The sequence below is a fragment of the Bacillus sp. CGMCC 1.16607 genome, assembly GCF_042683745.1.
In the GTDB taxonomy this organism is placed as follows: domain Bacteria; phylum Bacillota; class Bacilli; order Bacillales; family Cytobacillaceae; genus Pseudoneobacillus.
In genome coordinates this window covers 289,184-310,495 of record NZ_JBHUJX010000018.1, presented here as the reverse complement: position 1 = coordinate 310,495, position 21,312 = coordinate 289,184, and the positions used below count along the sequence as shown (strand labels likewise).

Genomic DNA, 21,312 nt, shown 5'->3' with positions numbered 1-21,312 from the left:
CATGTAAGGTTAGTGCAAATGCCTAAAAGACTCAATCCAAACAAAGGCATCAAAATAAGCCTTGCAAAAATGCAGAATTAATTAATTCAATTTAGATCGAAGAGACCTATAGGCGCACGCACTGGGATTTTGTACGAATTGAAAACGCTCACAAACGAATGGATCCTCGCTTTGGGAGCATAACTTAAACAGGCTTTTTTTAATAAAAAAGCAAGGAGTGTTAATGATGGAAAAAATATCTTTATGGAAAAAAGGAGACTTTGCAGCTTCCTTCGGTTTGTTCGTTAATGTTTTAACAGACTTTTTGGTTATGATCTCATTATTAATCGGTGTAGTTGGTATGCCCAAAGAGTTTATTTTTAAACAAATTGTTCCGGGCTTTGGATTTGCCGTCCTACTATCTGGTCTTGTGTTTGCATATTTTGCCTATAAATTAGCAAAGAAAACAGGTAGAAAAGATGTTACCGCACTACCATCAGGTTCTAGTTCACCTGGTATTTTTCTTATCGTATTTGTGATTATGCTTCCTCTATATCATCAAACAAAGGATGCTGCTTTCACAACAACAGTTGGTGTGCTTTGGTGCTTCTTTGAGGCTTCCATGCTAATAGTAGGTGCATTCCTGGGTGATACTCTTAGAAAGTTCGTACCAAGAACTGTATTGCTCGCAGCTTTAGCAGGTTTGGCATTTGTATTTTTGGGTATGAACCCAATGCTGCAATCTTTTGAAATGCCTGTAGTGGCATTTGTTGCAATTATCATTATTTTCATGAACTGGTTAAGTAAACATCCAATAATGAAGAAAATACCTACGGGTTTATTATTGATTGTAATTGGAACTGCAATTGCTTGGATATTTGGATATCAAAGTCCAGAAGCGGTTAGTGAAGCGCTAAAATCATTTGGCTTCAATCCACCTATGTTGCATTTAAATGGGCTTTTCGATCATATTGATGCTGCTCTGCCATATTTATTAACAGCTGTACCTCTAGGGTTGGCAAACTACATTTTTAATCTGGAAAACGTAGAAGCTGCTGCTGTTGTTGGTGATGAGTACAAAACTAGGGATGTTATGCTTACAAACGGTATCGTTTCTGCAATAGGTGGCCTTTGTGGTAACCCATTCCCAGTAACAGTATATGTAGGACATGCTGGTTGGAAAGAAGTTGGAGCAGGTATAGGCTATTCTATTGCCAGCTCAGCTGCGATATTTATATTATCAATTTTAAGTCTAATGGGTCTGTTATTAGCTGTTATCCCAATTGCAGCTATTGTTCCGATGCTTGTGTTTATTGCGATTGTAACAGGACATCAAGCGGTCAAAAACAGTCCGCAATTTGAAGTCCCAGTAATATTTATATGTTTCTTCCCGTGGGTTGCTACTTGGGCGCTTACCGCTGTTAACAATGCAATTTCAGCTACAGGTATGACGGTGGGAACTGCTGCCGGTCAAGTTTCTCCACTTGCCCTGCACAATGCTGGACTTTTCTACGACGGTTTGCTTGCTCTAGGTAATGGAGCTCCTATTACTAGTGTACTTTGGGGCTGTATAGCAATATTTACGATCCGTAACACGCCTATTGGAGGCATCGTTGCTGCTGTACTAGGGGCCGTTCTAACTTTTGTTGGTGCAATTCATACAAGCACGATCGGATTTGCACAACCAATTGCTATGCCTTTCGTTTGGGGATATTTACTAATTGCAGCGTTTTTAGCATATAAACTTTATGTAAATAAGAAAGAAAATATTGGACCTGTTACAGAGTAAAATAGAGACTAGTGATACATTCTTCTTCAACGCATTTATTCGTTCAATGAATGAATCAATGGAAGGATTGAGGTTATCGATTTTCTTCCTACACAAGAAATACTAGTTTGATTTAGAAATGTTGCACCAGGATCAAATGATGAATATAAGATTGGGTACAAGCTGATTGCAAAGTTCGTTTTGGCAATCAGCTTTATCGTTTCAATGTTAAGTGTTATTTAATCAATAATTCATTTTGACACTCTCAAGTAAGATGGATCTGAATCATATGTATGCAACATCAATTTAATAATTAAAATATCTATTTTTTGGAGGCTTTCATAATGGACTATATGAAATTAGCTGTAGATGCTACGATTGATGGTATGAATAAAAAAGTCGGTGGCCCATTTGGTTCAACCATTGTACGTAATGGAGAAGTTGTTGTAGCTATCGGTAACACAGTGTTAAGAGATACTGACCCTTCCGCACATGCTGAAATGGTCGCAATTAGAGAAGCTTGTAAAAAGTTAGGTACATTGGACCTGTCAGACTGTGAAATTTATGCTACATGCGAACCATGTCCAATGTGTGTTGGCGCAATTATCTGGTCAGGAATTAAAAACGTATACTATTGCAGCACAAATGAAGATGCTCATGAACACGGGTTTTCTGACAAACATCTTCGCAAGTTTTTAAAAGGTGAAGATGATAGCGTCCTTAATATGATTAAAGTTGAAAATAGAGAAGACTGTGATCATTTATGGGAGCATTTCCATAAATTAAACGAGGAAAAGTAAAGTCTAATTCTGTTTGACCTTGTAAATGGATTAAATCCGGCTCTTTTTAGAACCGGATTTTGTCATTTATGTCATACTAGATTCTAATGTATGATTCAATTTAATGGATGGTGAAAATGGCATCTAATGAAAACGGAGAACAATTCTTTAAGTGTATTTCAGTGGCTTATTTACCTACTAGCTAATTCCATAGCAATCCCTATTGTTGTTGGGGATATTTTCCAACTATCTTCTACTGAATTATCCTCTCTTATGCAACGAGTGTTTTTTATTGTTGGACTTAGTTCATTTATACAAGCGAAATTTGGACATCGTTACCCAATTGCGGATGGCCCCGCAGGGTCTTGGGTAAGTATTTTCGTTATTTACGCGAGTTTAGGGATACAGCAAGGGAAACCGTTGTTAGAGACTCTACAAATACTTGAATCAGGAATCCTCATATCGGGATTGATTTTATTATTAGTGGGACTAACAAAGTGGGTTAGGCATTTAGTTTTTCTTTTTACACCGATTGTAACTGGGGTTTTTCTTCTTATCTTGGCTGTACAACTTAGTGGTGTATTTTTGAAGGGAATGGTTTCAACAAATAATGGTGCAGGACAAATTGATATCGTAAGTCTCATACTATCATTATTTGTCTTCTTTCTTATTATTCTTTTACTCGTAAAGGGAAAAGGTTGGTTAAAGAGTTATGCAATTCTAATTGGCATTATGTTTGGTTGGATCATGTTTGCGATTTTAGGTAAAGATAGCACATCTATATTTAGTACTGATGAAGTATTAAAATTACCAAAATTATTTGATTGGGGACTTCCTGTTTTTAATGGCAGCATTATGATTACTGCAATTCTGTTTACTTTCTTATTAATCTCAAATACTATTGCAGCCATTGCATCAGCCGAAGAAGCAATCCCTAAACAAAAAAGTTTTTTTCGGAAAAGGCTTTATTCTGGTATATGGGCTGGGGGAGTTTCACACATAGTAGCTTCCCTGTTTTCTAGTATTGCAGTGGTTCCATTACCAGCAACCGCTGGCTTTGTGAAAATAACTAAGCAATATCGGATATTACCATTTCTAGTTGCTTGCGGAATATTAATAGTGATATCGGTGTTCCCACCGATCGTAGGTTTTCTAGCTGCACTTCCATTACCAGTAGCGAGTGCTGCACTTTTAGCTACACTTATCGAAATGTATAGGATTGCACTATACTCACTAAAGAAACAGGGGCTTACAATAAAAAGTAGTTGCATTATGGGGATTTCAATTTTTGCGGGGATTGGGACAATGTTTCTTTCGGATGAATTCTTCAGTGGTTTACCTTATTTACTTCAGAATATATGTTCAAATGGATTACTAGTAGGAACATTTATGGCAATTTCTCTTGAACTGCTTTTAAAGCGTAGAAGAAGTTCAATAGAAGGTGCATGAATGATCATGTAGACTAAGTAGAAAAAGGCTGCTTGTTTCTTAAGCAGCCTTTTCCTTCATTATTTTAATTAATTATCTAAATAAATTTGAAGAAATTCAATAACCTGCTTCAATGAATTTTGCACAACTGGGTTATGAAAATCTTTGTCAAATACGTGCTCCCCATTTGGAATCGTAATTAACTTGCATTGTACTCCCTTTTTAAGTAAAGCAGCTCTCATGAACACAGACTGTTCGTATGGCACATCCACATCATTCGTTCCGTGTAATAATAAAGTTGGTGGATAATCTTCGTGAATGTTATGAATTGGAGAAAAAGCTAAAAGCTCCTCCGGATTGATTTGTGGGTTAATACCTGTTATCTCTTGAATCCATTCACCAGTCTGTCTTGCATATAAATATAAAAGGAAACGATCCTCAACAGTTCCCTCTGTAATAATATTATTTGTCACAAGCTTTTTTGCCATTTCTTTTGGTACCAAGTCTTTTTGACAATAATATTTATTTGGGTTTGTTGCCCAATTTGCACCGATGTCACCATAACCATAGAAAGAGACAATTGCTCGAGGCTTTAAAGTAAATGTTCCAGTACTAAGTGCAAGAAAACCTCCTGCTGAACTTCCTATGACAGCTATTCTTTCCGGATTTATAGAATACTGTTTTGGTCCTTCAGATTCTACCCAATGTAAAGCGTCTCTAACGTCCTCAAGGATATTTGGCAATTTTGTTTCAGGAGCTAGCCTATAGTCAATAGAAAACAATGCAAATCCATTATCGGTGTAAAGTTGTACCATTTGTTCCGAAAGTTCTTCTCTAGTTCCCCAAAGTAGACCGCCACCGTGAATGTAAATGATTACTGGAGCATTTTCACGGTTAGTACCATAGAAATCAGCCTTTAGTGTATAGTTTTCACTTTTTTTATATAATATAGTACTTTTCATTGGTGTCAAACACATCCTATAAAGTAAATAATGTCTATACTTTCATTCGTATCTCTCCAATTAATTAATATAGCAAAAGAACATATTAATATCATTGTATATAGTGCCCAATAAATAACCTGTCATTTAGGAGGATTATACGATGATTGATCGTTAAGTTCTATAATAGAAGTATTCAAACGATGAATTATGGATAGGAGATATCTGTATGGATAGTAAGCAAAGATATCAATTACTTTTTGATAACATTAGCCAATATAACTCAGGAGAAAAGGGAATTACAAGAATTGCATATACAAATGAGGAACAGACTTGTACACATGCTTTTATGCGTATGTGTAAAGCCGAAGGGCTCGATATCCGGATGGACCAGTGTGGTAACGTTATTGCCAGAAGAGAAGGGAAAATAAAAGGTCTCCCTCCTGTTTTAATTGGATCTCATTTGGATAGTGTATATCAAGGTGGGAAATATGACGGAGTTGTAGGTGTTACCGCCGCTTTAGAAGTAATAAAACGACTTAATGAAAAAAGTATTGAAACAGATCATCCAATTGAAATCATTTCATTTGCATGTGAAGAATCTTCTAGATTTGGAGTTTCAACAGTGGGAAGTAAGGCTATGACTGGACTTTTTGATAAGGAGAAATTGAGGTATTTAAAAGACAAAGATGGTATCACGTTTGAAGAGGCTCTTTCCTTATGTGCCTTTGAAATCAATAGTATTGAAAATGCGAGCAGGGTTAATGAAAAAATAAAAGCTTTTTTTGAATTGCACGTAGAGCAGGGACCGGTCTTAATAAATAATAATAAAAAGATTGGTATTGTTACAGGGATAGCAGCCCCAGTGAGATTACTTGTCAAAATAGAAGGAACCCCTTCACATTCGGGCACGACTCCAATGAATATGAGAAAGGATGCCCTTCTTGGTGCTTCCGAAATAGCATTGGAACTTGAAAAAATAGCATTTGCAGAACAAAATTATGGAACGGTGGCTACTGTTGGTGTTATTGATGTTCATTCAGGTGCAATGAACGTAGTTCCAGGCGAAGTGGAAATTAAAATTGACATTAGGTCAACTTCGGTAGAATCTAGACAAAGGGTATTGGATCAACTATATCAAAAAATTCTAACCGTAGAAAAGAATAGACAGCTTCAAATTTGTAGCCGGGAAATTAGCAAAGAGGAACCAGTATTGCTATCTACTGAAATAAATGACGTTGTAGAAATGATTTGCAAGAAAAAAAATCTTTCTTATAACGTGATGGCTAGTGGGGCTGGGCATGACGCTATGAACATGACAAGGCTATGTCCTACAGGACTTATTTTTGTACCATCTGTTGATGGGCTAAGTCACCACCCAGAAGAGTTTACCGACCTTGACGATATTCTAACTGGTATTGACGTTTTAGAGGAAGTCGTACTTCATTTTTCGAAGCTGGATTTCAAGTTTTTTGAAGAATTGAAAGTATGAAATCTATATCCAATAATTGAAAAGACGCAATTTTATATCCGGACTACTCCTTTGAGTGGTCTTTTGTTTGTGTATTGAATTAAGCCCATGGACTGATCGGTGATTTTGATGAGGAACAAATCCTGAAACTAAGTCATCTTGCCTAATTTTTTCATCTGAATCCTCCTAATGTATCCTATTTTTAAATTTATTTAAATCTAGAGTATGTAGTACTGTTAGTCCTTTAAGAACCGTAAAAGTATTGCTCAATCTCCTAACCTTAGTTGCCGAAACTATTAAAAATATATATGATGATATTAATAGAAATGTATGAGAATAAGGTCGTTATAAGCTGATTTCAAAAGAAAATTAGTAATGATCAGTTGTGTAAAGAGGCGTAAAAAAGTTACAATGTAATAGTCGAGCGTATTTCAACCTGAATAGAAAGAAATACATATATTCGAATAACAAATAATAAAAGGGAACCATAGGATGTGTCATGAGAAATAATAATAGATTTGAAAAAAATTCTGTAAATTTGCCAAAGCAGTCCTTTTCGAAAATTTTGGCAGCAACCATTAAAACAGGTATTATTAAATCCAATTTGATTCCGATGATTGCTGGATTGACTCTAGCATTATACACCTATCAGATTGACATTTATGAAAAAGCTTCAGAAATTGTTTTTGCCTTGATCGGTTCGATTTTAGTAATTGGTGCAGCAGGGGCTTTTAACAATTTGTATGATCGGGACATTGACTCGGTTATGAAGCGAACAAAAAATAGACCAACGGTGACAGGGGAAATACAGCCCAAAACAGTAGTATGGCTTGGTACGCTCATGACTATTTTCGGTTTAGGCGCTCTGGCTCTTGCTACTCCTCTTGCCGCACTATTAGGATTTTTAGGTTTGTTTATTTATGTCGTCCCTTACACAATGTGGAGTAAAAGAAGAACGATCTATAATACAGAGATTGGAAGTATTTCTGGAGCAATGCCACCACTAATTGGCTGGGCTGCCATTCATCCAGATATCACACATCCTGCCATACTTGGTCTATTTGTCATAACGGTTCTTTGGCAAATGCCGCATTTCTATGCGATTGCGATTCGTAAGCATGATGAGTACAAAGCTGCCAATGTTCCAATGCTTCCAGTCGTAAAGGGAGTTAAAAGAACCTATATTCAAACGAATATTTATTTAATTGTTTTAATAGTCATCAGTTTTCTATTTGTTTCTTTAAGTACGGGATTAATGTTTGTAGCCCTTCTGTTGAGTATCGCCTGGCTTTACTTAAGCATTTCTGGTTATAAAAAAATGGATTCGGAAAAATGGGCAAAATCGATGTTCATCTTTTCCCTTTTTCATATGACGATTCTTTTTTCGACTGTCATCATCTACTCTTTAATGGGCATATTTTTTGATTTGTAAAAAGAAATGAAGTACTCCGTTTACTTTGACAGGGGTTACTTCATTTTTTTTTGTAGATTTGAAGTAAAATTATTTAAAACGTTCTTTTATTTCCAAGGTTAATGAAAAAAGTGGAAAATTTTAAGTATCCATGTTGACTAACTAACGAACGTTAGCTATTATAATTAAATAGAAACCTTAGGGAGTTTGGAGGAAAAGGACTAATGATAAATTATGTATGTAAAACATGTGGTGTACAGTATGAAGCTTCAATCTTACCACCTGTAATATGTAAAATTTGTTCAGATGACCGACAGTACGTTCCTCAATCAGGTCAAGACTGGATTGATTTAAATGGTCTTTTAGAGACGGGGCATTATAACGAATTTATTCAAATAGAAGAAGGATTATATGCGATACAAACAAAACCGCAAGTCGGTATCGGGCAAAGGGCTTATCTAGTTACAACTCCTGAAGGGAATATATTATGGGATTGTATTACATATATTGACCAACTAACTATTGATAAGATAAATGGGTTAGGTGGTCTTAAAGGAATAGCAATATCACATCCTCATTATTATAGTACGATTACCGTTTGGGCAGATGCTTTTGAATGTCCAATTTATATTCATGAAGCAGATAGGGAATGGATAGCCAGGGAAAGTTTAAACTATCATTTTTGGAACGGAGAAACTATTCAATTAAATTCTGAAGTTTCCCTAATTAACTTGGGTGGTCATTTTAAAGGAAGTTCAGTACTGCATTGGAACTATGGATCAAATAGTAAAGGTACATTATTAGTAGGAGACACCATTTTTATTGTTCCTGATCCTGGATGGGTAAGCTTTTTATACAGCCACCCTAACAGAATACCTTTACCTACAAGTGAAGTGAAAAAGATAAGACAGATTGTCGATAAATATGATTTCAATTCGATATATGGTGCTTTTGAATACTATATTGAAAACGAGGGAAAGGAAGCTATTATAAAATCTGCAGATCGTTATATTTATCATATTGAAAGATAGAGAATGAATGTTAATTATTAAACATCCAGTCTGAACTGGAACAATGGAGGTGTTATTGATGGAAGAAGTAAGAAATTACTTGAGTGAAAAAAACTTTTCAGGGGTTGTCTCCATCTTGAAAAATAGAAGAATTGTTTTTGAACATGCATTTGGTTGGGCAGATAAAGAAAACCAAATAAAAAATAAAATAGATACAAAATTTTGTGTAGGTTCTATGTTAAATAAACCATTAACTGCAGTAAGTATCTTGCAGCTCATACAACGAGGAAAATTAACATTAACCCAATCAATAGAAGATTTCTTTCCGCATTATCAGGGAAAGGGTATTACGATCCATCACTTATTGAATCATACATCCGGAATCGTAAACTATTTAATGCTACGGAATAAAATCAAATGGGATCAGGATTATACACCAGAACAAATACTTGATGTAGTGGAACAGCACCGTTTGAAATTTCCTCCAGGAAAAAAATCGTCTTACAATAACACTGGTTATTTGATGCTAGGTATAATTATTGAAAAGATAACAGGGATGTCTTACTACGATTATGTTAGAGAGAATATACTCATCCCATCTGGTATGGTTAATACTGGTTTTATTAGTGAAGGAGTAAATGACGTTGCTTTAAACTATATTAATCAAGAAAGTGGGCCTCATATAAGTCCTTCCGTTTTATTTGCGTGCGGAGAAACCTTTTCAACTGTTGAAGACATCCATCAATTTGATTTAGCGCTTAAAACTCAAATCCTTCTAAACGAGGAATCTATTAATTTAATGGAACACCCTTCATATAAGGGAAAGTATGTGACAATTGGTTACGGTTGGATTATTAAGAATCTGTTTGGTAGAAAAAGCATGTCTCACGGTGGAACACATCCTGGTGGATACACTACTCATCTTGAGCGATATATCAAGGATGATATTACAATCGTTGTATTAAGTAATAACACAATATCCTATTCAAAGTTTTCCATGAAAGAATTGGGAGGAACATGGATATGCCGGGAAATTTCCTCCATCTTATTTGACCAAAAACTACACTTTTGGCAAAAATTTATATGATGATACCGTTAATATAACTAAAGAAAAACACAAACAAGGAAGGGATTACTTGAAAAATTCAGCACCGTATATTGCCGCCTTATTAAATGCAACAATTGTCGGTCTATCCTTCTTATTCACAAAAATTGCTTTAGAGGCATCATCCCCGATCGATACATTGGGATATCGTTTTCTTATTGGATGGATTGTTCTAACCATTTACATAAAAGCCTTTGTTAAAAATAAGCGAACTTTTCAAGTCAAAAATAAAAAGACGATTGTTTCTTTAATTATACTGGCTTTATTTTACCCTACCTTATTTTTTAGCTTTCAGGCATTTGGACTTAATTATACTTCTTCAGCTGAAGGGGGGATTATCCTGGCATTTTCTCCTGCTTTGACGGCTATTTTTGCTTCCTTATTCTTAAAAGAAAGAGTGAATAGTATTCAGATTCTTTTTATCTGCTTGTCTATTTTTGGAGTAGTCTATATCTTCTTGATGAACGGACTAGAACTTAAGGTATCTCAAGAGCAACTATTTGGAATATTGTTTCTGCTTGTCTCATGTATTTCGATATCTGGCTATGCCGTATTAGCTAGATATCTATCCGTTTCTTTTAGTCCTTTCCAAATGACTTACATAATGGTTACATTTGGAATGGTTTTCTTTAATCTATATGCCATTGGGCAAAAGGTAATTAAAGGGAATCTGATAGATTATTTTACTTTATTCATAAAATCAGATTTCATGCTCGCTGTAGTATTTTTAGGAATATTCGCAACGATGTTAACTTCCTTTTTATCAAATTATATTCTGTCGAAAATACCAGCTTCGAAAATGAGTATTTTTTCTAATTTATCAACCGTGATATCTATTTTAGGGGGTGCATTTTTCCTACAAGAAGAAATAAAAATTCACCATGTGATTGGTTCAATTATGATTATCACCGGTGTCATGGGAACGAATCTATATAAAGGAAAGAGGCAAATAAAGCACTGCAAAACAGAAAATAGGAAACAGGTAAGCCATTAAACCTGCATCTTTAATTATAAAATGAATATCACAAATATTAATTTAGTAGAACGGTATCTTTATCATCTGATCTAGATAAAAATAACCAAAGGAGAATCAACCAAATGGAAAAATTAAAAGTAGTAGGAATTTGTGGAAGTCTTAGAAAAAACTCGATAAACAAAGATCTTCTCTTATATTTGAGCAAACTATTGCCAGAAAACTATATGTTTGAGCTTGGAGACTTGTCAGAAGTACCATTATATAATACGGATCTAGAAGAAGATCTTCCTATTGCCGTGAAAAATTTAGCAGAGAAAATAAAGAATGCAGATGTTGTCATAATAAGTTCACCAGAATATAATTCGTCGATTACAGGTGTTCTCAAAAATGCGCTTGATTGGATTTCAAGACCTGTTACAGGGACACCACTATCGAATAAATTAGCAGCTATTATTGGGGCAACTCCTGGTATGCTTGGCACAGTGAGGGGACAATTACACCTAAGAGAAATTTTGTATGCAATGAATGCTCAATTGATTAGAAGACCGGAAGTGTTAATTTCCCAAGCTCCTTCAAAGATTAATGATATGGGGGAAATTATTGATGAAAAAACAGTTAGTATAATGGATAACTTAGTCTTAGCCATTATAGAAGAAGTTGAAAAGAAAAGAGAAAGCACTGCTATCCGACTATAAGTTTTTTTATGTTATAAAAAGTAAATAGATATTAGAATGATCGAACAATCGCCATCAGTTTTTTTAAATCTTTAAGTATTGGACTAATGTTAGTAGATCTTCCCTAATGATTTCTTTTTTGACTTGTAAATACAAAAAGTAAAGTACTCCGTTCATTTTGAACTGGAGTACTTTTATTTTTTATTAATGACAGTTTTTGTCACTAATACATTTTAAAATGAAAATTAATAATGTGGCACTAGGAGGATAATCCAATGATTGAAAAAATAATTAAACTAGAAAACTCAATCGGAATCAATGTTAAATATTCATTAGATCACGAAGATACCATTCTATTTCTTCATTTTAGCGGGGGAACGTTACAAATGTGGGATGGGGTCTTACCCATTTTTACAGAGAAATATAGTGTGATTGCTCCAGATCTTCGCGGACAAGGGAAATCCGATAAGCCACTAACTGGTTATCATATTGATGACATGGCAAATGATATGTACTTATTGTTAAAGGAGCTAAATATTAAGCAATGCCATGTTATAGGCAGCTCACTTGGAGCAGAAGTGGCAATAAGTCTAGCAGCTTCTCATCCCGATATGGTCACATCCATTATATGTGAAGGGGCCATCTATAATGAATTCGGGGAATATGGGCTATTTAATGGTAGTGTGGAAGAAATTAACCAAGAAAAAGAAAAGCTAAGACCACAAATAAATAATCGCAAGCTACCAATCTGTAATTCAGAGTCAGAGTATATAGAGGAAGTAAAAAAATCCTTTGTACAAAGTGGTCTATGGAGCGACCATATTTTAAATTATATAAAAAGTACGATGACACAATCGGAAGACGGTTATTACACGAATGGTTATCCAAACTATGTTCGAACGGAGTACATCTCAAAGTATTGGGAACTTCGTTTTGAGGACTATTATAAAAAGGTGACATGCCCGGTCCTTTTTCTTCCAAGTCAGGATGAGTCAGAAAATGAAAAAATAAAGAACAGTCTAGACTATTTTGCATCCTTACTAGATTCATATGAAATTAAATATATAAAGGGCTCCTATCATGCTTATGTTTGGTTTCAATATCCAAAGGAAGCGGGAGAAATAGCACTAGAGTTTATAGATGGAGTGAGTCAATGAAAATAGAAAAAATAAAAAGTAGAAGTTTTCTTTTTACCTATCATGTCCCAGCAGGCTGGAACTTAAATATTCAACTTATAATGGGTAATAAGTACAATTATCTTATTGATACGGGTCTTGGTTCCTTAAGTATGGAGCCTGTTAAGGAATATATCAAACACGATAACAAACCACTCATCGTGATTAATACACATTATCATTGGGATCATATCTGGGGAAATTGTTCATTCCAAGAAAGCATGATTATCTCTCACAAACGTTGTAAGGAAATGATAGAGTTACATTGGGAAGAAATGATTCAGAAGTATCATCAATATGTTGATGGTGAAGCAGAAATGGTTCTTCCTAATTTAACCTTCGAAAAGGAATTATATTTTCCGGAAGATCAGATAAGAATCATGTACACACCTGGGCATACGATGGATACCATCAGTGTGCTGGATGAAGTGGATAAGGTATTAAATGTAGCTGATAATATCGGTGATTCATTGGATGAATTGCTTCCAAGTTTAGAGTGCTCAAAAGATGAGTATCGAAACACGCTATTAAAATATCACAAGTTGAAATTTGATACTTGTGTATCTGGTCATAATATCATTTTAGATAGGCAAGTGATTGAAAAAATATTGAATATGCTTTAGTCCCCCACCCCATATCGGTTAGAAAAAACAGGAGGAAAAAGGTAAGCGACCAAGCTTACCTTTTTTATTGATATTTCTCCCTAATATTGCAGGTTTTGTTCATTATCCAGTCAATTAATTCTATCGGCTCATGAACATGGATTTCTGTATGCATGGATAGCATGATTGAACCGTACCAATCGATATCATCCGGTGAAATCTTCGTTTTTATTTCTCCTGTACCATCAAGTGCGACCTTAATTAATGCTGCAAAATGTGGTTCTGGATCCAGCATCTTACATCCCTTTTGAGTTAAAGAGATATGAAGAGAAAGAAGTTTGTCCTCGTCGCATTTCTTTCGCATTTTTCTCCATTCTGCAAAAGTTTGATCCTCTGGTTTTTCAAGATGGTTGTCATCTAACTCTTCCAAGGAAACAATGCGATCGACTCTAAGTGTGACGTGCTCTTGTCTTTTATAGCAATAGCAGCCACAATACCACAATCCATTTGACATATAGATGCCAAAAGGATAAATATTTCTTCTTGTACACCCAGACTTTGATTCATATTCGATGTTAATGATGGTTTTCGAAATGGCAGCTAAAAGAAGTTCCTTAAGAAATATATTTTTTGTTGTTCGGTGTGGAACATCTAGTAAGATTCTCTTTTTAAACTCATCAACTTCGTTTAATAGGTTTCTAGGTAAACTGGCACGTATTTTTGAAACCGTAGGGATGTGATCTTTTTTAAAAGGGCTGTCTGGATAAAGCTCTAGCATTTCGTAAGATAAAAGAACACCTGTTGCCTCCTCCATCGATAAGGGAATGGACGGCACTTTAGCAGCTTGTAAAATCTCATAGCCACCATTTGGACCGGTGGTGCTATAGATTGGAACACCCATATCTTCTAGAATCTTTAAATCTCTTATAATCGTTCTTTTAGAAACGGAAAAGTGTTCAACGAGATCCTGCGTGCTAAACCTTTTTATGTCATTTATATAATTCAGTAATTCAAATAATCGATTCATTTTTTTCATTATAGATCACCTACGAAAGATTATGTCACCAATATACTTTATTAGAGCTGGAAATGTCATGGTATAAGCGAAAGAATAGGTGAAAAATTTCAAGATGTGGATTAAGGTTAGAAATATGAAGTAAATATTTGTAATAAATAACCCTTTACATACGGTAGATGGGTATAGTATATTATGAATCAGGAGGTGATAAGTTGAATGAATTAAGAAATTGTCTAAAATTTTTTTTTATATTATATACATTAGGGTGGTATAGTAATTAGTTTTAAAGATAGATAAGTCAATTTTAATAATAGAGGGAGTAGAGTTTACGATGGAGAAATTCGGTAGAATATTAATTGGTTTAGTTTTTACATATATGGGCGTATATAAAATATTGAATTGGGGAGCTACGGCGGATTGGATGGCTATGAAGGGTTTACCGTTGATTCCTGCATTATTAGTGGTAGCTATCCTCGTTGAAGTCGTTGGTGGTGTTATGTTAGTTTTTGGGAAAAAATTGAAAATTGTCGCTACTGTACTAGCATTGTTCCTTTTACCGACTAATGTTATTTTTCACAACTTTTGGGCTATGCCAGCAGAACAGGCAGCATCTGAATTCTTGAGTTTCTTACAGAATATAGCAATAATAGGCGGTCTTTTAGCCGTAGCGATAAAAAAAGAATTAAATCATTTAACAAAGCAATCAACGAGTTTCTAAGATTATACAAATATTTAAAGGACTTTAATTTATCGTTTGCAATAATTATGGTTAAGAAGATAAAGGCTGCCACCTAGTGTGAGGACTGAAATGAATTTATTTATCAGAATGAGGTAGCTTGTGGTTTGAATGTCTAAAGTGATGTGTGGCAATTGTATGAGGGCGATGATAATAAGGTTACCGAAGAGAAAGATGGTATATGCGTGCTGATAAGCTTTGTTAACAATTTTAGAGCCTCTCTCTTTATTCTCCTTAGTGCAAATAATAATCACATAGGACATCACTAATAAAAAGACATAGGTTAATAACGAAATGGCTAATCCAATGCCCATAAAACATCGTCTCCTTTCATTAGAGTATAGTTGAAACTTACCTTGCGTTAACAACAAGCAAAGGTAGAGAAATAAGCTAACAATGTTGATTGTTCAACTTTGTTAGCTTACTTTAGATTAAAGATCAAGGTTTTTTCTTTGAGGTAACTGATTCTTTTGTGTTTGTGCTTCCCATTTGAATATTTTATTTAAAAATAAATAAATATTTTTGGATTCTCTTGTTAATAATGGGCCAATGATCGCCAAAATTAAGACATAAACAGCAGTAAATGGTTTTAATATGGGCATTAAGCCTCCCATCAGGCCTAAATTAGCAACAATGATCGAAAATTCACCTCTAGAAACGATTGTTAATCCGATATTTGAAGAGGCTTTATAAGATAATCCTGCCTTTCTTCCGGAAATCATCCCAGCTACAAAGTTACTAATAATGGTAAGGATAACAGCACCTAGAGCTAGCCAGACAGCCCCACCTAAGCTGAAAGGGTCGATACTTAATCCAAAGCTGAAGAAGAAAATAGCGCCAAAGAAATCTCTAAAGGGGATTACTAAATGCTCAATGCGTTCACGATGTTCTGTCTCAGAAAAGACTAAGCCAAGTAATAAGGCACCAATGGCTTCGGCGACATGGAGCTTTTCAGAAAAACCAGCAACAAAAAATAATGAAGCAAATATGACGATGACGAAAATTTCATTAGATTTGATGTTTAATAGTTTATTGAGGATTGGAGCTCCTTTACGAGCAATAATGAAAAATAAAATCATATATCCTAAAGATATTAGAACGGATGTCATCGTACCTAATATCGTCGTTGAACCGCCTAGTAAGAGGCCAGACATGATAGAGAGGTATAAAGCTAGGAAAATATCATCAAACAGAATAATTCCTAAAATTAATTCTGTTTCCGCATTGGCGGTTCTTTTTAAATCTACTAGAACTTTGGCAACAATGGCACTGGAGGAAACACTTAGGAGACCAGCAATAATTAATGTTTCCATAATAGGAAATCCGACGATAAAACCATAACCTAAACCTAATACAAAGTTAAGTGCCACATATATCGTTCCACCGACAACAATCGATCTACCCGACCGAATTAATTTTCCTACAGAAAATTCAAGTCCTAAATAAAATAGTAAGAATAAAACGCCAATTCGTCCGAAAAACTCAATAATTTCTGAGCTTTTGATGAAGGTAAGATCAATGATACCTATTTGAGGAGCATGTGGACCTAAAGCCATTCCAAGAAGAATAAGAAATGGGATGATCGAAAATTTCAATTTACTTGCTAGTAATGCAGTAAGGGCAACTAAAATTAATGCTGTACCTACTTCAAAAACTAAGTGATTTGTCATAATACATCACCCACCCTTTCTTGAAAGTATGTCTTTTACGATTAACTTTACTTGATTACGTTGTCCAGATACGATGAGTGTATCTCCAACTTCGATGAGGGTTTCAGGACCTGGGGTGAGAATTTTCTGATGATCTTTTTTGATAATAGCTACAATATTAACTTCGTACGTTTGGCGAATATTTAATTTACCGATTGTTTGATTAACGGCAATGGCTTCAGGCTCTACCTTGAACCATTCAATCATTAAATCATCAAAGGCCATCTCAATTGATTCCAATGCTTTTGGAGCATAAGTCATCCCACCAATAATTGCCGCAATTTGCCTTGCTTCTTTATCATCCAAGGAGATGCTAGCCGAGGATTCCTCGTACTGACCCTGCTCAAAATAATACATTTCTCTTCTGCCGTCGTCATGAATGATGATAACCAATTTCTCATTATCTTTCGTGATTGCTTCGAATTTTTTTCCGATACCTGGAAGTTCAATTTCCCGAATGTTCATTTTCTATTCCTCCTTATATGGTTTGTACATGGATTAAGAGACTCAATCCTAAAGATTGACATCAATTTCCGTTCTAATTTTCTCATCTTTAGATATCCCAAGATATTTAAGTGTTTCGGATGGGGTGGAGTGATTGAAATGCTTTTGTAAAAGTGAAATGGCAATACCGCGTTTATAGGCATGATATCCAAAGGTTTTACGCATCGAGTTGGTACCAATTTTCCCTTCAATTCCAATCGATTCTGCTGCTTGGTGAATAATTCGATAGGCTTGCTGGCGGGTAATTGGTTTATCTGTTTTTGTGGATTTGAATAAAAAATCTTCATTGGAAAGATGTTGATGTTGTACATAATGCAAAATGGCTTGCTTTACCTTTGTATTAAGGTATATTTCTTTCATGATTTCATTGTGTGGATATAGATAGAAATTTTTCACACAATCTGTACTTTCTAGTAAATCACCCACTTTAATATCAAGCATTTCGGTAATTTTCAACCCCGTATTAATGCCGAAAACAAAGAGTACGTAGTCACGCTCGGAATGCTTTTTTAAATATTTTTTGATGGAATTGATCTGCATGATGTCTCTTAAAGCTTCGACATACTCCATAAATAACGCCCTTTCATTCATGTTACATAATATGAGTTTAACATAGTGTTATGTAACATTCAAATTTAATAAATTTTGGTAAACATTAACTTATTTTAACCAACCATATCGTAGTCTTAATACGTAAATTGTATAATAAAACTAGATTTATAAAGAATTTATTAAATTTTAAACGAACTTATTTTTAGCATATATACTTCTAATCGAAGGAGGCAGTTTGGTTTTGAGTGTACATATTTTACTGGCAGAAGATGATTCAGAGATTGCGAGAATTGTTTGTGATCACTTAAGACGAAAAGGATACTTAGTCACCTGGGCATCATCAGGAAAGGAAGGTTGGGAGGATTTTCAACAGGGTGACTATCACCTGGTTATGGTTGACCTCATGCTCCCAGAGATGGATGGGTTTCAGTTAGTTAAGCATGTTCGATTACAAAGTGATATTCCTATTTTAATCTTGAGTGCGAAGGTGGACGAGGATGACAAAGTTCGTGGATTGAAAGATGGAGCAGATGACTATTTAACGAAGCCCTTTAGTTTACGTGAATTAGAAGCCCGAGTGGAATCACTATTACGGCGATATCAGCGTTACTATGATATGGACAAGCAATTGAACGATCAAGTATTAACGTTTCAGCCGGGATTAATAGTCGATTTACAAAATAAAAATGTAAAAGTAGATCAAAAAGAGATTTCATTAACCGTTAAAGAGTTTGATCTATTAGTGATGTTTATCAAGCATCCTGGTAGAGTTTTTTCAAAAAAAGAGATTTACGAGCATATTTGGAACCAAGTGGATGTGGATGGGAATAATACCGTTACCGTACATATAAAAAGTTTGCGGACAAAATTAAATGATTCGATCCGAAACCCAGTTTATATTCAAACTGCTTGGGGAGTCGGATATCGGTTTATCGGAGTGAACGAATGAAGGTAAAAACTTGGTTAATGATCTCTTATTTGGTCATCATGCTGTTGCCTGTGATCTTTACATACCTTTTTTATAACTGGATACAAAGTTATTATGAAAAACAAGCCTTTCATGATTTTTTAAAAGTGGAAGTAATGTTGAGTAAGCTTGATCAAGATTTACAGCAGCCAGCACTCTATATGAATACGGACAGATATCTAGATCAGTTGGATGAATTGGCGGATAAAAATGTTGGAATCGCTTTATTTAGTGCTAGTGGAAATATTTTATATTCGCATCCTTCTGATAAATGGAGAAATCGCCGTGTGGATAAATCAGAGCTTTATCAAGATTTCTATCGCTTGCAAACAGGATTACGAGCGCACACGATAAAAAAGCCTGTATTTTTTGAAGATAAACTAATTGGAGTTTATGAGATTAGTATGATGAGGGTAGAGAATATTGAAAAGCTTGAAGCTAAAAGGGATATGATCATAGCGCTACTTTTCCTAACTTTTATCGTCATATACATCGTGATGATTTATTTCGTAAATAGAAAACTGATTCAGCCCATTAAACAATTAATGACACAAATGGATTTACTCGGTTCAGGTGAAAAGATAGACAAACTTAAACCTAGAAAAGATGAAATCGGCGACTTAATCAAACATTTTGAAACGATGAAAACCATGCTTTCTGAAAGTCAGCAAAGGATTGAACAAACACAAAATGAAAAAGAGTACATGATTGCCTCCATTTCACATGATTTAAAAACACCACTTACATCCATTAGAGCGTACAGTGAGTCGGTTTTACACAATCATTTAACAGAACAAGAAAAGAAAGATTATCTTGAAATTATTGTTGATAAAGTAGATTTTATGAAGCAAATGTTTGATGATCTGACCATCTACACTTTATTGCAAAACAATGATCGACCAGTTGAGAAAGTCGTTGTGGAAAGTGAAGAGCTTTTTGAAATGTTATATAGCGGCTATGAAGAAGTATGTAGCCAAAGAAACATTCATCTTACAGCGGATATTCGAACAACAGGAATTCTTGAAGTGAACATCAACCAACTGACAAGGGTAGTTGACAATTTATTTAGTAATGCTTTAAAGCACACATCAACAACCAATAACATATGGCTAGGTGCTTTTTCAGAAGAGATGAAATTACCGGATTGGATTTTCCCACCATTTATAGAATCTATCGAGAAAACAAGACATGGCATGATGATGATTGTTCAAAATGAAGGGAAGGGAATTGACTTTCACGAACAGGAAAAAATTCTTCAGCCATTATATCAAGTGGAAGCTTCACGGACGAAGAAAGATCAAGGAACAGGGTTAGGGTTAAGTATTGTAAAAATGATTATCGAAAAACATGGAGGGTCAATTCGTGTGTATTCGAAAGACGGATATGGAACTTCTGTTGTTTGCTGCCTTCCTTACTTTTTAAAAGGAGATAGAGAAAATGATAAGCTTTACTAGACTAGGAATCATAGGAATTTTATTTGTTATCCTTCTTTCTGGCTGTAGTCAAAATCGGTTGACCTCTTATGATCAAATGATGGAGGAAATAATTGAGTACAGAATGACGACACAGATTCCTGATTCCTATTACATAGAGACGGAAACAACCATCTATGAAAATAATAAAGTTCAAAATCAAAATACATCGAAACATTGGTATGAATTTAAAACAGGTAAAGAGAGAATAGAAACAATGCCAAAAGGTCAACCTGTTCAATATTCGGTTTATGACGGTGATAACCGAATTATTTATACCGATGGAGATGCGAAAGCGGTTGTGATGGAGTCGCAAAATAATCCACTAACAAAACCAAAATCAATGATTGATTCTATCATTCAAATGCTTCAGGAATTTTCGAGCACTCACGAGATTAAATTGGTTGGTGAGAAAGAAATTGATGGTGCTCCAACCTATCATTTGAAATTAAAAGCGAAGGACCAGAGGGCGATTTTTGGTGATAAAGAACTTTGGATAAATCAAGAAACATGGATGATGAAAAAGATGGTAAGTGTAATTGGAAATGAACGTCAAGAAACTTTGTTTAAGGTTTACAAAGCCAATCCTTCTGATTTAACTGAAAAATTCACTCTAGAGCTTCCGGAAGGTGTAGAAAAGATTGAGGAACCTTCGGCAAGAAAGTTCATTACTTTAGATGAGATGAAAACCTATTTTAATCAATCCTTTTATTATTTTCCTAGTTCAGAAGATATTCAAATTGAATCAGTTGAGGAAAGTAAAGGTGTCATCAGCCTTTCCTATACAAAGGAAAAACAACTTACGTATTTTACTGTTTTTATGAGAAAAATTTCTGAAACTGACATGAAGATTCAAGGAGACCATATGATACGTGGAAATGAAGCGCAATTAAAAAAAGAAAATGGAAATGGCTATTCATTGAGTTGGAGCGAAGACGGTATTCAGTACACGATTTATGACCTTGCTAATGTAGTAAAGAAGGAAGAGATCATGAAGATTGCTAATGCAATGAAGAAATTTTAAAGAGTAGGGAG

General features: G+C 34.9%; 21 protein-coding genes. 15 read left to right on the top strand and 6 right to left on the bottom strand.

Going from position 1 to position 21,312, the window contains the following annotated elements; all coding sequences use genetic code 11:
* Positions 1-226: 226 nt before the first annotated feature.
* The 3 genes from ACFSO7_RS11730 to ACFSO7_RS11720 all read left to right on the top strand — a co-directional run bounded on the left by ACFSO7_RS11730 (position 227) and on the right by ACFSO7_RS11720 (position 3,975).
* The gene (locus ACFSO7_RS11730) at positions 227-1,768 is read left to right on the top strand and encodes a xanthine permease (RefSeq protein WP_377877498.1); all 1,542 of its coding nucleotides are present in this window, start codon (positions 227-229) and stop codon (positions 1,766-1,768) included.
* Between the two features lie 323 nt (positions 1,769-2,091).
* Positions 2,092-2,547, top strand: coding sequence for a nucleoside deaminase (locus ACFSO7_RS11725; RefSeq protein WP_377877497.1), 456 nt, complete (start codon positions 2,092-2,094; stop codon positions 2,545-2,547).
* Positions 2,548-2,673: 126 nt separating this feature from the next.
* Positions 2,674-3,975 carry a purine/pyrimidine permease gene (locus tag ACFSO7_RS11720; RefSeq protein WP_377877496.1) on the top strand — a complete coding sequence of 434 codons (1,302 nt, stop codon included), beginning with the start codon at positions 2,674-2,676 and terminating at the stop codon, positions 3,973-3,975.
* A gap of 68 nt (positions 3,976-4,043) precedes the next feature.
* On the opposite strand, the gene ACFSO7_RS11715 is transcribed toward ACFSO7_RS11720, so the two are convergent.
* Complete coding sequence (locus tag ACFSO7_RS11715) at positions 4,044-4,916, bottom strand: alpha/beta hydrolase (protein ID WP_377877495.1); 873 nt, start codon at positions 4,914-4,916, stop codon at positions 4,044-4,046.
* 208 nt (positions 4,917-5,124) lie between these two features.
* Between ACFSO7_RS11715 and ACFSO7_RS11710 the strand changes: the two genes are divergently transcribed.
* From ACFSO7_RS11710 to ACFSO7_RS11675, 8 genes are all read left to right on the top strand, one after another.
* Positions 5,125-6,387: a Zn-dependent hydrolase gene (locus ACFSO7_RS11710; RefSeq protein ID WP_377877494.1), complete on the top strand. Its 1,263-nt coding sequence runs from the start codon at positions 5,125-5,127 to the stop codon at positions 6,385-6,387.
* Positions 6,388-6,865: 478 nt separating this feature from the next.
* A complete protein-coding gene (gene cyoE / locus ACFSO7_RS11705) occupies positions 6,866-7,798 on the top strand; it encodes a heme o synthase (RefSeq protein WP_377877493.1) in 933 nt (310 codons plus the stop codon).
* Positions 7,799-8,001: 203 nt separating this feature from the next.
* On the top strand, positions 8,002-8,808 hold the full coding sequence (locus ACFSO7_RS11700; RefSeq protein ID WP_377877492.1) for a hypothetical protein: 807 nt from the start codon (positions 8,002-8,004) through the stop codon (positions 8,806-8,808).
* Positions 8,809-8,866: 58 nt separating this feature from the next.
* Positions 8,867-9,874, top strand: a complete 1,008-nt coding sequence (locus ACFSO7_RS11695; RefSeq protein WP_377877491.1) for a serine hydrolase domain-containing protein — start codon at positions 8,867-8,869, stop codon at positions 9,872-9,874.
* A 49-nt stretch (positions 9,875-9,923) separates the two neighbouring features.
* A complete protein-coding gene (locus tag ACFSO7_RS11690) occupies positions 9,924-10,886 on the top strand; it encodes a DMT family transporter (RefSeq protein ID WP_377877490.1) in 963 nt (320 codons plus the stop codon).
* 104 nt (positions 10,887-10,990) lie between these two features.
* Positions 10,991-11,563 carry an NADPH-dependent FMN reductase gene (locus tag ACFSO7_RS11685; protein WP_377877489.1) on the top strand — a complete coding sequence of 191 codons (573 nt, stop codon included), beginning with the start codon at positions 10,991-10,993 and terminating at the stop codon, positions 11,561-11,563.
* A 254-nt stretch (positions 11,564-11,817) separates the two neighbouring features.
* Positions 11,818-12,699 carry an alpha/beta hydrolase gene (locus ACFSO7_RS11680; protein WP_377877488.1) on the top strand — a complete coding sequence of 294 codons (882 nt, stop codon included), beginning with the start codon at positions 11,818-11,820 and terminating at the stop codon, positions 12,697-12,699.
* Entirely contained in the window at positions 12,696-13,340 is a 645-nt protein-coding gene (locus tag ACFSO7_RS11675; RefSeq protein WP_377877487.1) for an MBL fold metallo-hydrolase, read from the top strand. Before ACFSO7_RS11680 ends, ACFSO7_RS11675 begins: the two co-directional genes overlap by 4 nt.
* A 64-nt stretch (positions 13,341-13,404) precedes the next feature.
* Here ACFSO7_RS11675 and ACFSO7_RS11670 read toward each other — a convergent pair whose 3' ends face one another.
* Positions 13,405-14,355: a helix-turn-helix transcriptional regulator gene (locus ACFSO7_RS11670; RefSeq protein WP_377877486.1), complete on the bottom strand. Its 951-nt coding sequence runs from the start codon at positions 14,353-14,355 to the stop codon at positions 13,405-13,407.
* Between the two features lie 313 nt (positions 14,356-14,668).
* Here ACFSO7_RS11670 and ACFSO7_RS11665 point away from each other — a divergent pair, with 313 nt between their 5' ends.
* Positions 14,669-15,055, top strand: coding sequence for a DoxX family protein (locus ACFSO7_RS11665; protein WP_377877485.1), 387 nt, complete (start codon positions 14,669-14,671; stop codon positions 15,053-15,055).
* 29 nt (positions 15,056-15,084) lie between these two features.
* Here the strand turns inward: ACFSO7_RS11665 and ACFSO7_RS11660 are convergent, their stop codons facing one another.
* The 4 genes from ACFSO7_RS11660 to ACFSO7_RS11645 form a co-directional block, all read right to left on the bottom strand.
* Positions 15,085-15,387, bottom strand: coding sequence for a hypothetical protein (locus ACFSO7_RS11660; protein WP_377877484.1), 303 nt, complete (start codon positions 15,385-15,387; stop codon positions 15,085-15,087).
* Between the two features lie 117 nt (positions 15,388-15,504).
* Entirely contained in the window at positions 15,505-16,743 is a 1,239-nt protein-coding gene (locus ACFSO7_RS11655; RefSeq protein ID WP_377877483.1) for a cation:proton antiporter, read from the bottom strand.
* A 6-nt stretch (positions 16,744-16,749) separates the two neighbouring features.
* Positions 16,750-17,247: a cation:proton antiporter regulatory subunit gene (locus ACFSO7_RS11650; RefSeq protein WP_377877482.1), complete on the bottom strand. Its 498-nt coding sequence runs from the start codon at positions 17,245-17,247 to the stop codon at positions 16,750-16,752.
* A 48-nt stretch (positions 17,248-17,295) separates the two neighbouring features.
* Entirely contained in the window at positions 17,296-17,856 is a 561-nt protein-coding gene (locus ACFSO7_RS11645) for a tyrosine-type recombinase/integrase (protein WP_377877481.1), read from the bottom strand.
* A gap of 223 nt (positions 17,857-18,079) precedes the next feature.
* Between ACFSO7_RS11645 and ACFSO7_RS11640 the strand changes: the two genes are divergently transcribed.
* Genes ACFSO7_RS11640 through ACFSO7_RS11630 form a run of 3 tightly spaced genes read left to right on the top strand, consistent with a single transcriptional unit; the run spans position 18,080 to position 21,301 of the window.
* Positions 18,080-18,787 (top strand): response regulator transcription factor, encoded by a 708-nt coding sequence (locus ACFSO7_RS11640; protein WP_377877480.1) that lies wholly within the window; start codon positions 18,080-18,082, stop codon positions 18,785-18,787.
* Positions 18,784-20,259: a sensor histidine kinase gene (locus ACFSO7_RS11635; protein ID WP_377877479.1), complete on the top strand. Its 1,476-nt coding sequence runs from the start codon at positions 18,784-18,786 to the stop codon at positions 20,257-20,259. Before ACFSO7_RS11640 ends, ACFSO7_RS11635 begins: the two co-directional genes overlap by 4 nt.
* Positions 20,243-21,301, top strand: a complete 1,059-nt coding sequence (locus ACFSO7_RS11630; protein WP_377877478.1) for an outer membrane lipoprotein-sorting protein — start codon at positions 20,243-20,245, stop codon at positions 21,299-21,301. Before ACFSO7_RS11635 ends, ACFSO7_RS11630 begins: the two co-directional genes overlap by 17 nt.
* Positions 21,302-21,312 lie beyond the last annotated feature (11 nt).

Bases quoted from the DNA above. Each gene is read 5' to 3' on its own strand.
- ACFSO7_RS11730 (WP_377877498.1), top strand. From the start codon at position 227: ATGGAAAAAATATCTTTATGGAAAAAAGGAGACTTTGCAGCTTCCTTC.
- ACFSO7_RS11725 (WP_377877497.1), top strand. From the start codon at position 2,092: ATGGACTATATGAAATTAGCTGTAGATGCTACGATTGATGGTATGAAT.
- ACFSO7_RS11720 (WP_377877496.1), top strand. From the start codon at position 2,674: ATGAAAACGGAGAACAATTCTTTAAGTGTATTTCAGTGGCTTATTTAC.
- ACFSO7_RS11715 (WP_377877495.1), bottom strand. From the start codon at position 4,916: ATGAAAAGTACTATATTATATAAAAAAAGTGAAAACTATACACTAAAG.
- ACFSO7_RS11710 (WP_377877494.1), top strand. From the start codon at position 5,125: ATGGATAGTAAGCAAAGATATCAATTACTTTTTGATAACATTAGCCAA.
- cyoE (WP_377877493.1), top strand. From the start codon at position 6,866: ATGAGAAATAATAATAGATTTGAAAAAAATTCTGTAAATTTGCCAAAG.
- ACFSO7_RS11700 (WP_377877492.1), top strand. From the start codon at position 8,002: ATGATAAATTATGTATGTAAAACATGTGGTGTACAGTATGAAGCTTCA.
- ACFSO7_RS11695 (WP_377877491.1), top strand. From the start codon at position 8,867: ATGGAAGAAGTAAGAAATTACTTGAGTGAAAAAAACTTTTCAGGGGTT.
- ACFSO7_RS11685 (WP_377877489.1), top strand. From the start codon at position 10,991: ATGGAAAAATTAAAAGTAGTAGGAATTTGTGGAAGTCTTAGAAAAAAC.
- ACFSO7_RS11680 (WP_377877488.1), top strand. From the start codon at position 11,818: ATGATTGAAAAAATAATTAAACTAGAAAACTCAATCGGAATCAATGTT.
- ACFSO7_RS11675 (WP_377877487.1), top strand. From the start codon at position 12,696: ATGAAAATAGAAAAAATAAAAAGTAGAAGTTTTCTTTTTACCTATCAT.
- ACFSO7_RS11670 (WP_377877486.1), bottom strand. From the start codon at position 14,355: ATGAAAAAAATGAATCGATTATTTGAATTACTGAATTATATAAATGAC.
- ACFSO7_RS11665 (WP_377877485.1), top strand. From the start codon at position 14,669: ATGGAGAAATTCGGTAGAATATTAATTGGTTTAGTTTTTACATATATG.
- ACFSO7_RS11660 (WP_377877484.1), bottom strand. From the start codon at position 15,387: ATGGGCATTGGATTAGCCATTTCGTTATTAACCTATGTCTTTTTATTA.
- ACFSO7_RS11655 (WP_377877483.1), bottom strand. From the start codon at position 16,743: ATGACAAATCACTTAGTTTTTGAAGTAGGTACAGCATTAATTTTAGTT.
- ACFSO7_RS11650 (WP_377877482.1), bottom strand. From the start codon at position 17,247: ATGAACATTCGGGAAATTGAACTTCCAGGTATCGGAAAAAAATTCGAA.
- ACFSO7_RS11645 (WP_377877481.1), bottom strand. From the start codon at position 17,856: ATGGAGTATGTCGAAGCTTTAAGAGACATCATGCAGATCAATTCCATC.
- ACFSO7_RS11635 (WP_377877479.1), top strand. From the start codon at position 18,784: ATGAAGGTAAAAACTTGGTTAATGATCTCTTATTTGGTCATCATGCTG.
- ACFSO7_RS11630 (WP_377877478.1), top strand. From the start codon at position 20,243: ATGATAAGCTTTACTAGACTAGGAATCATAGGAATTTTATTTGTTATC.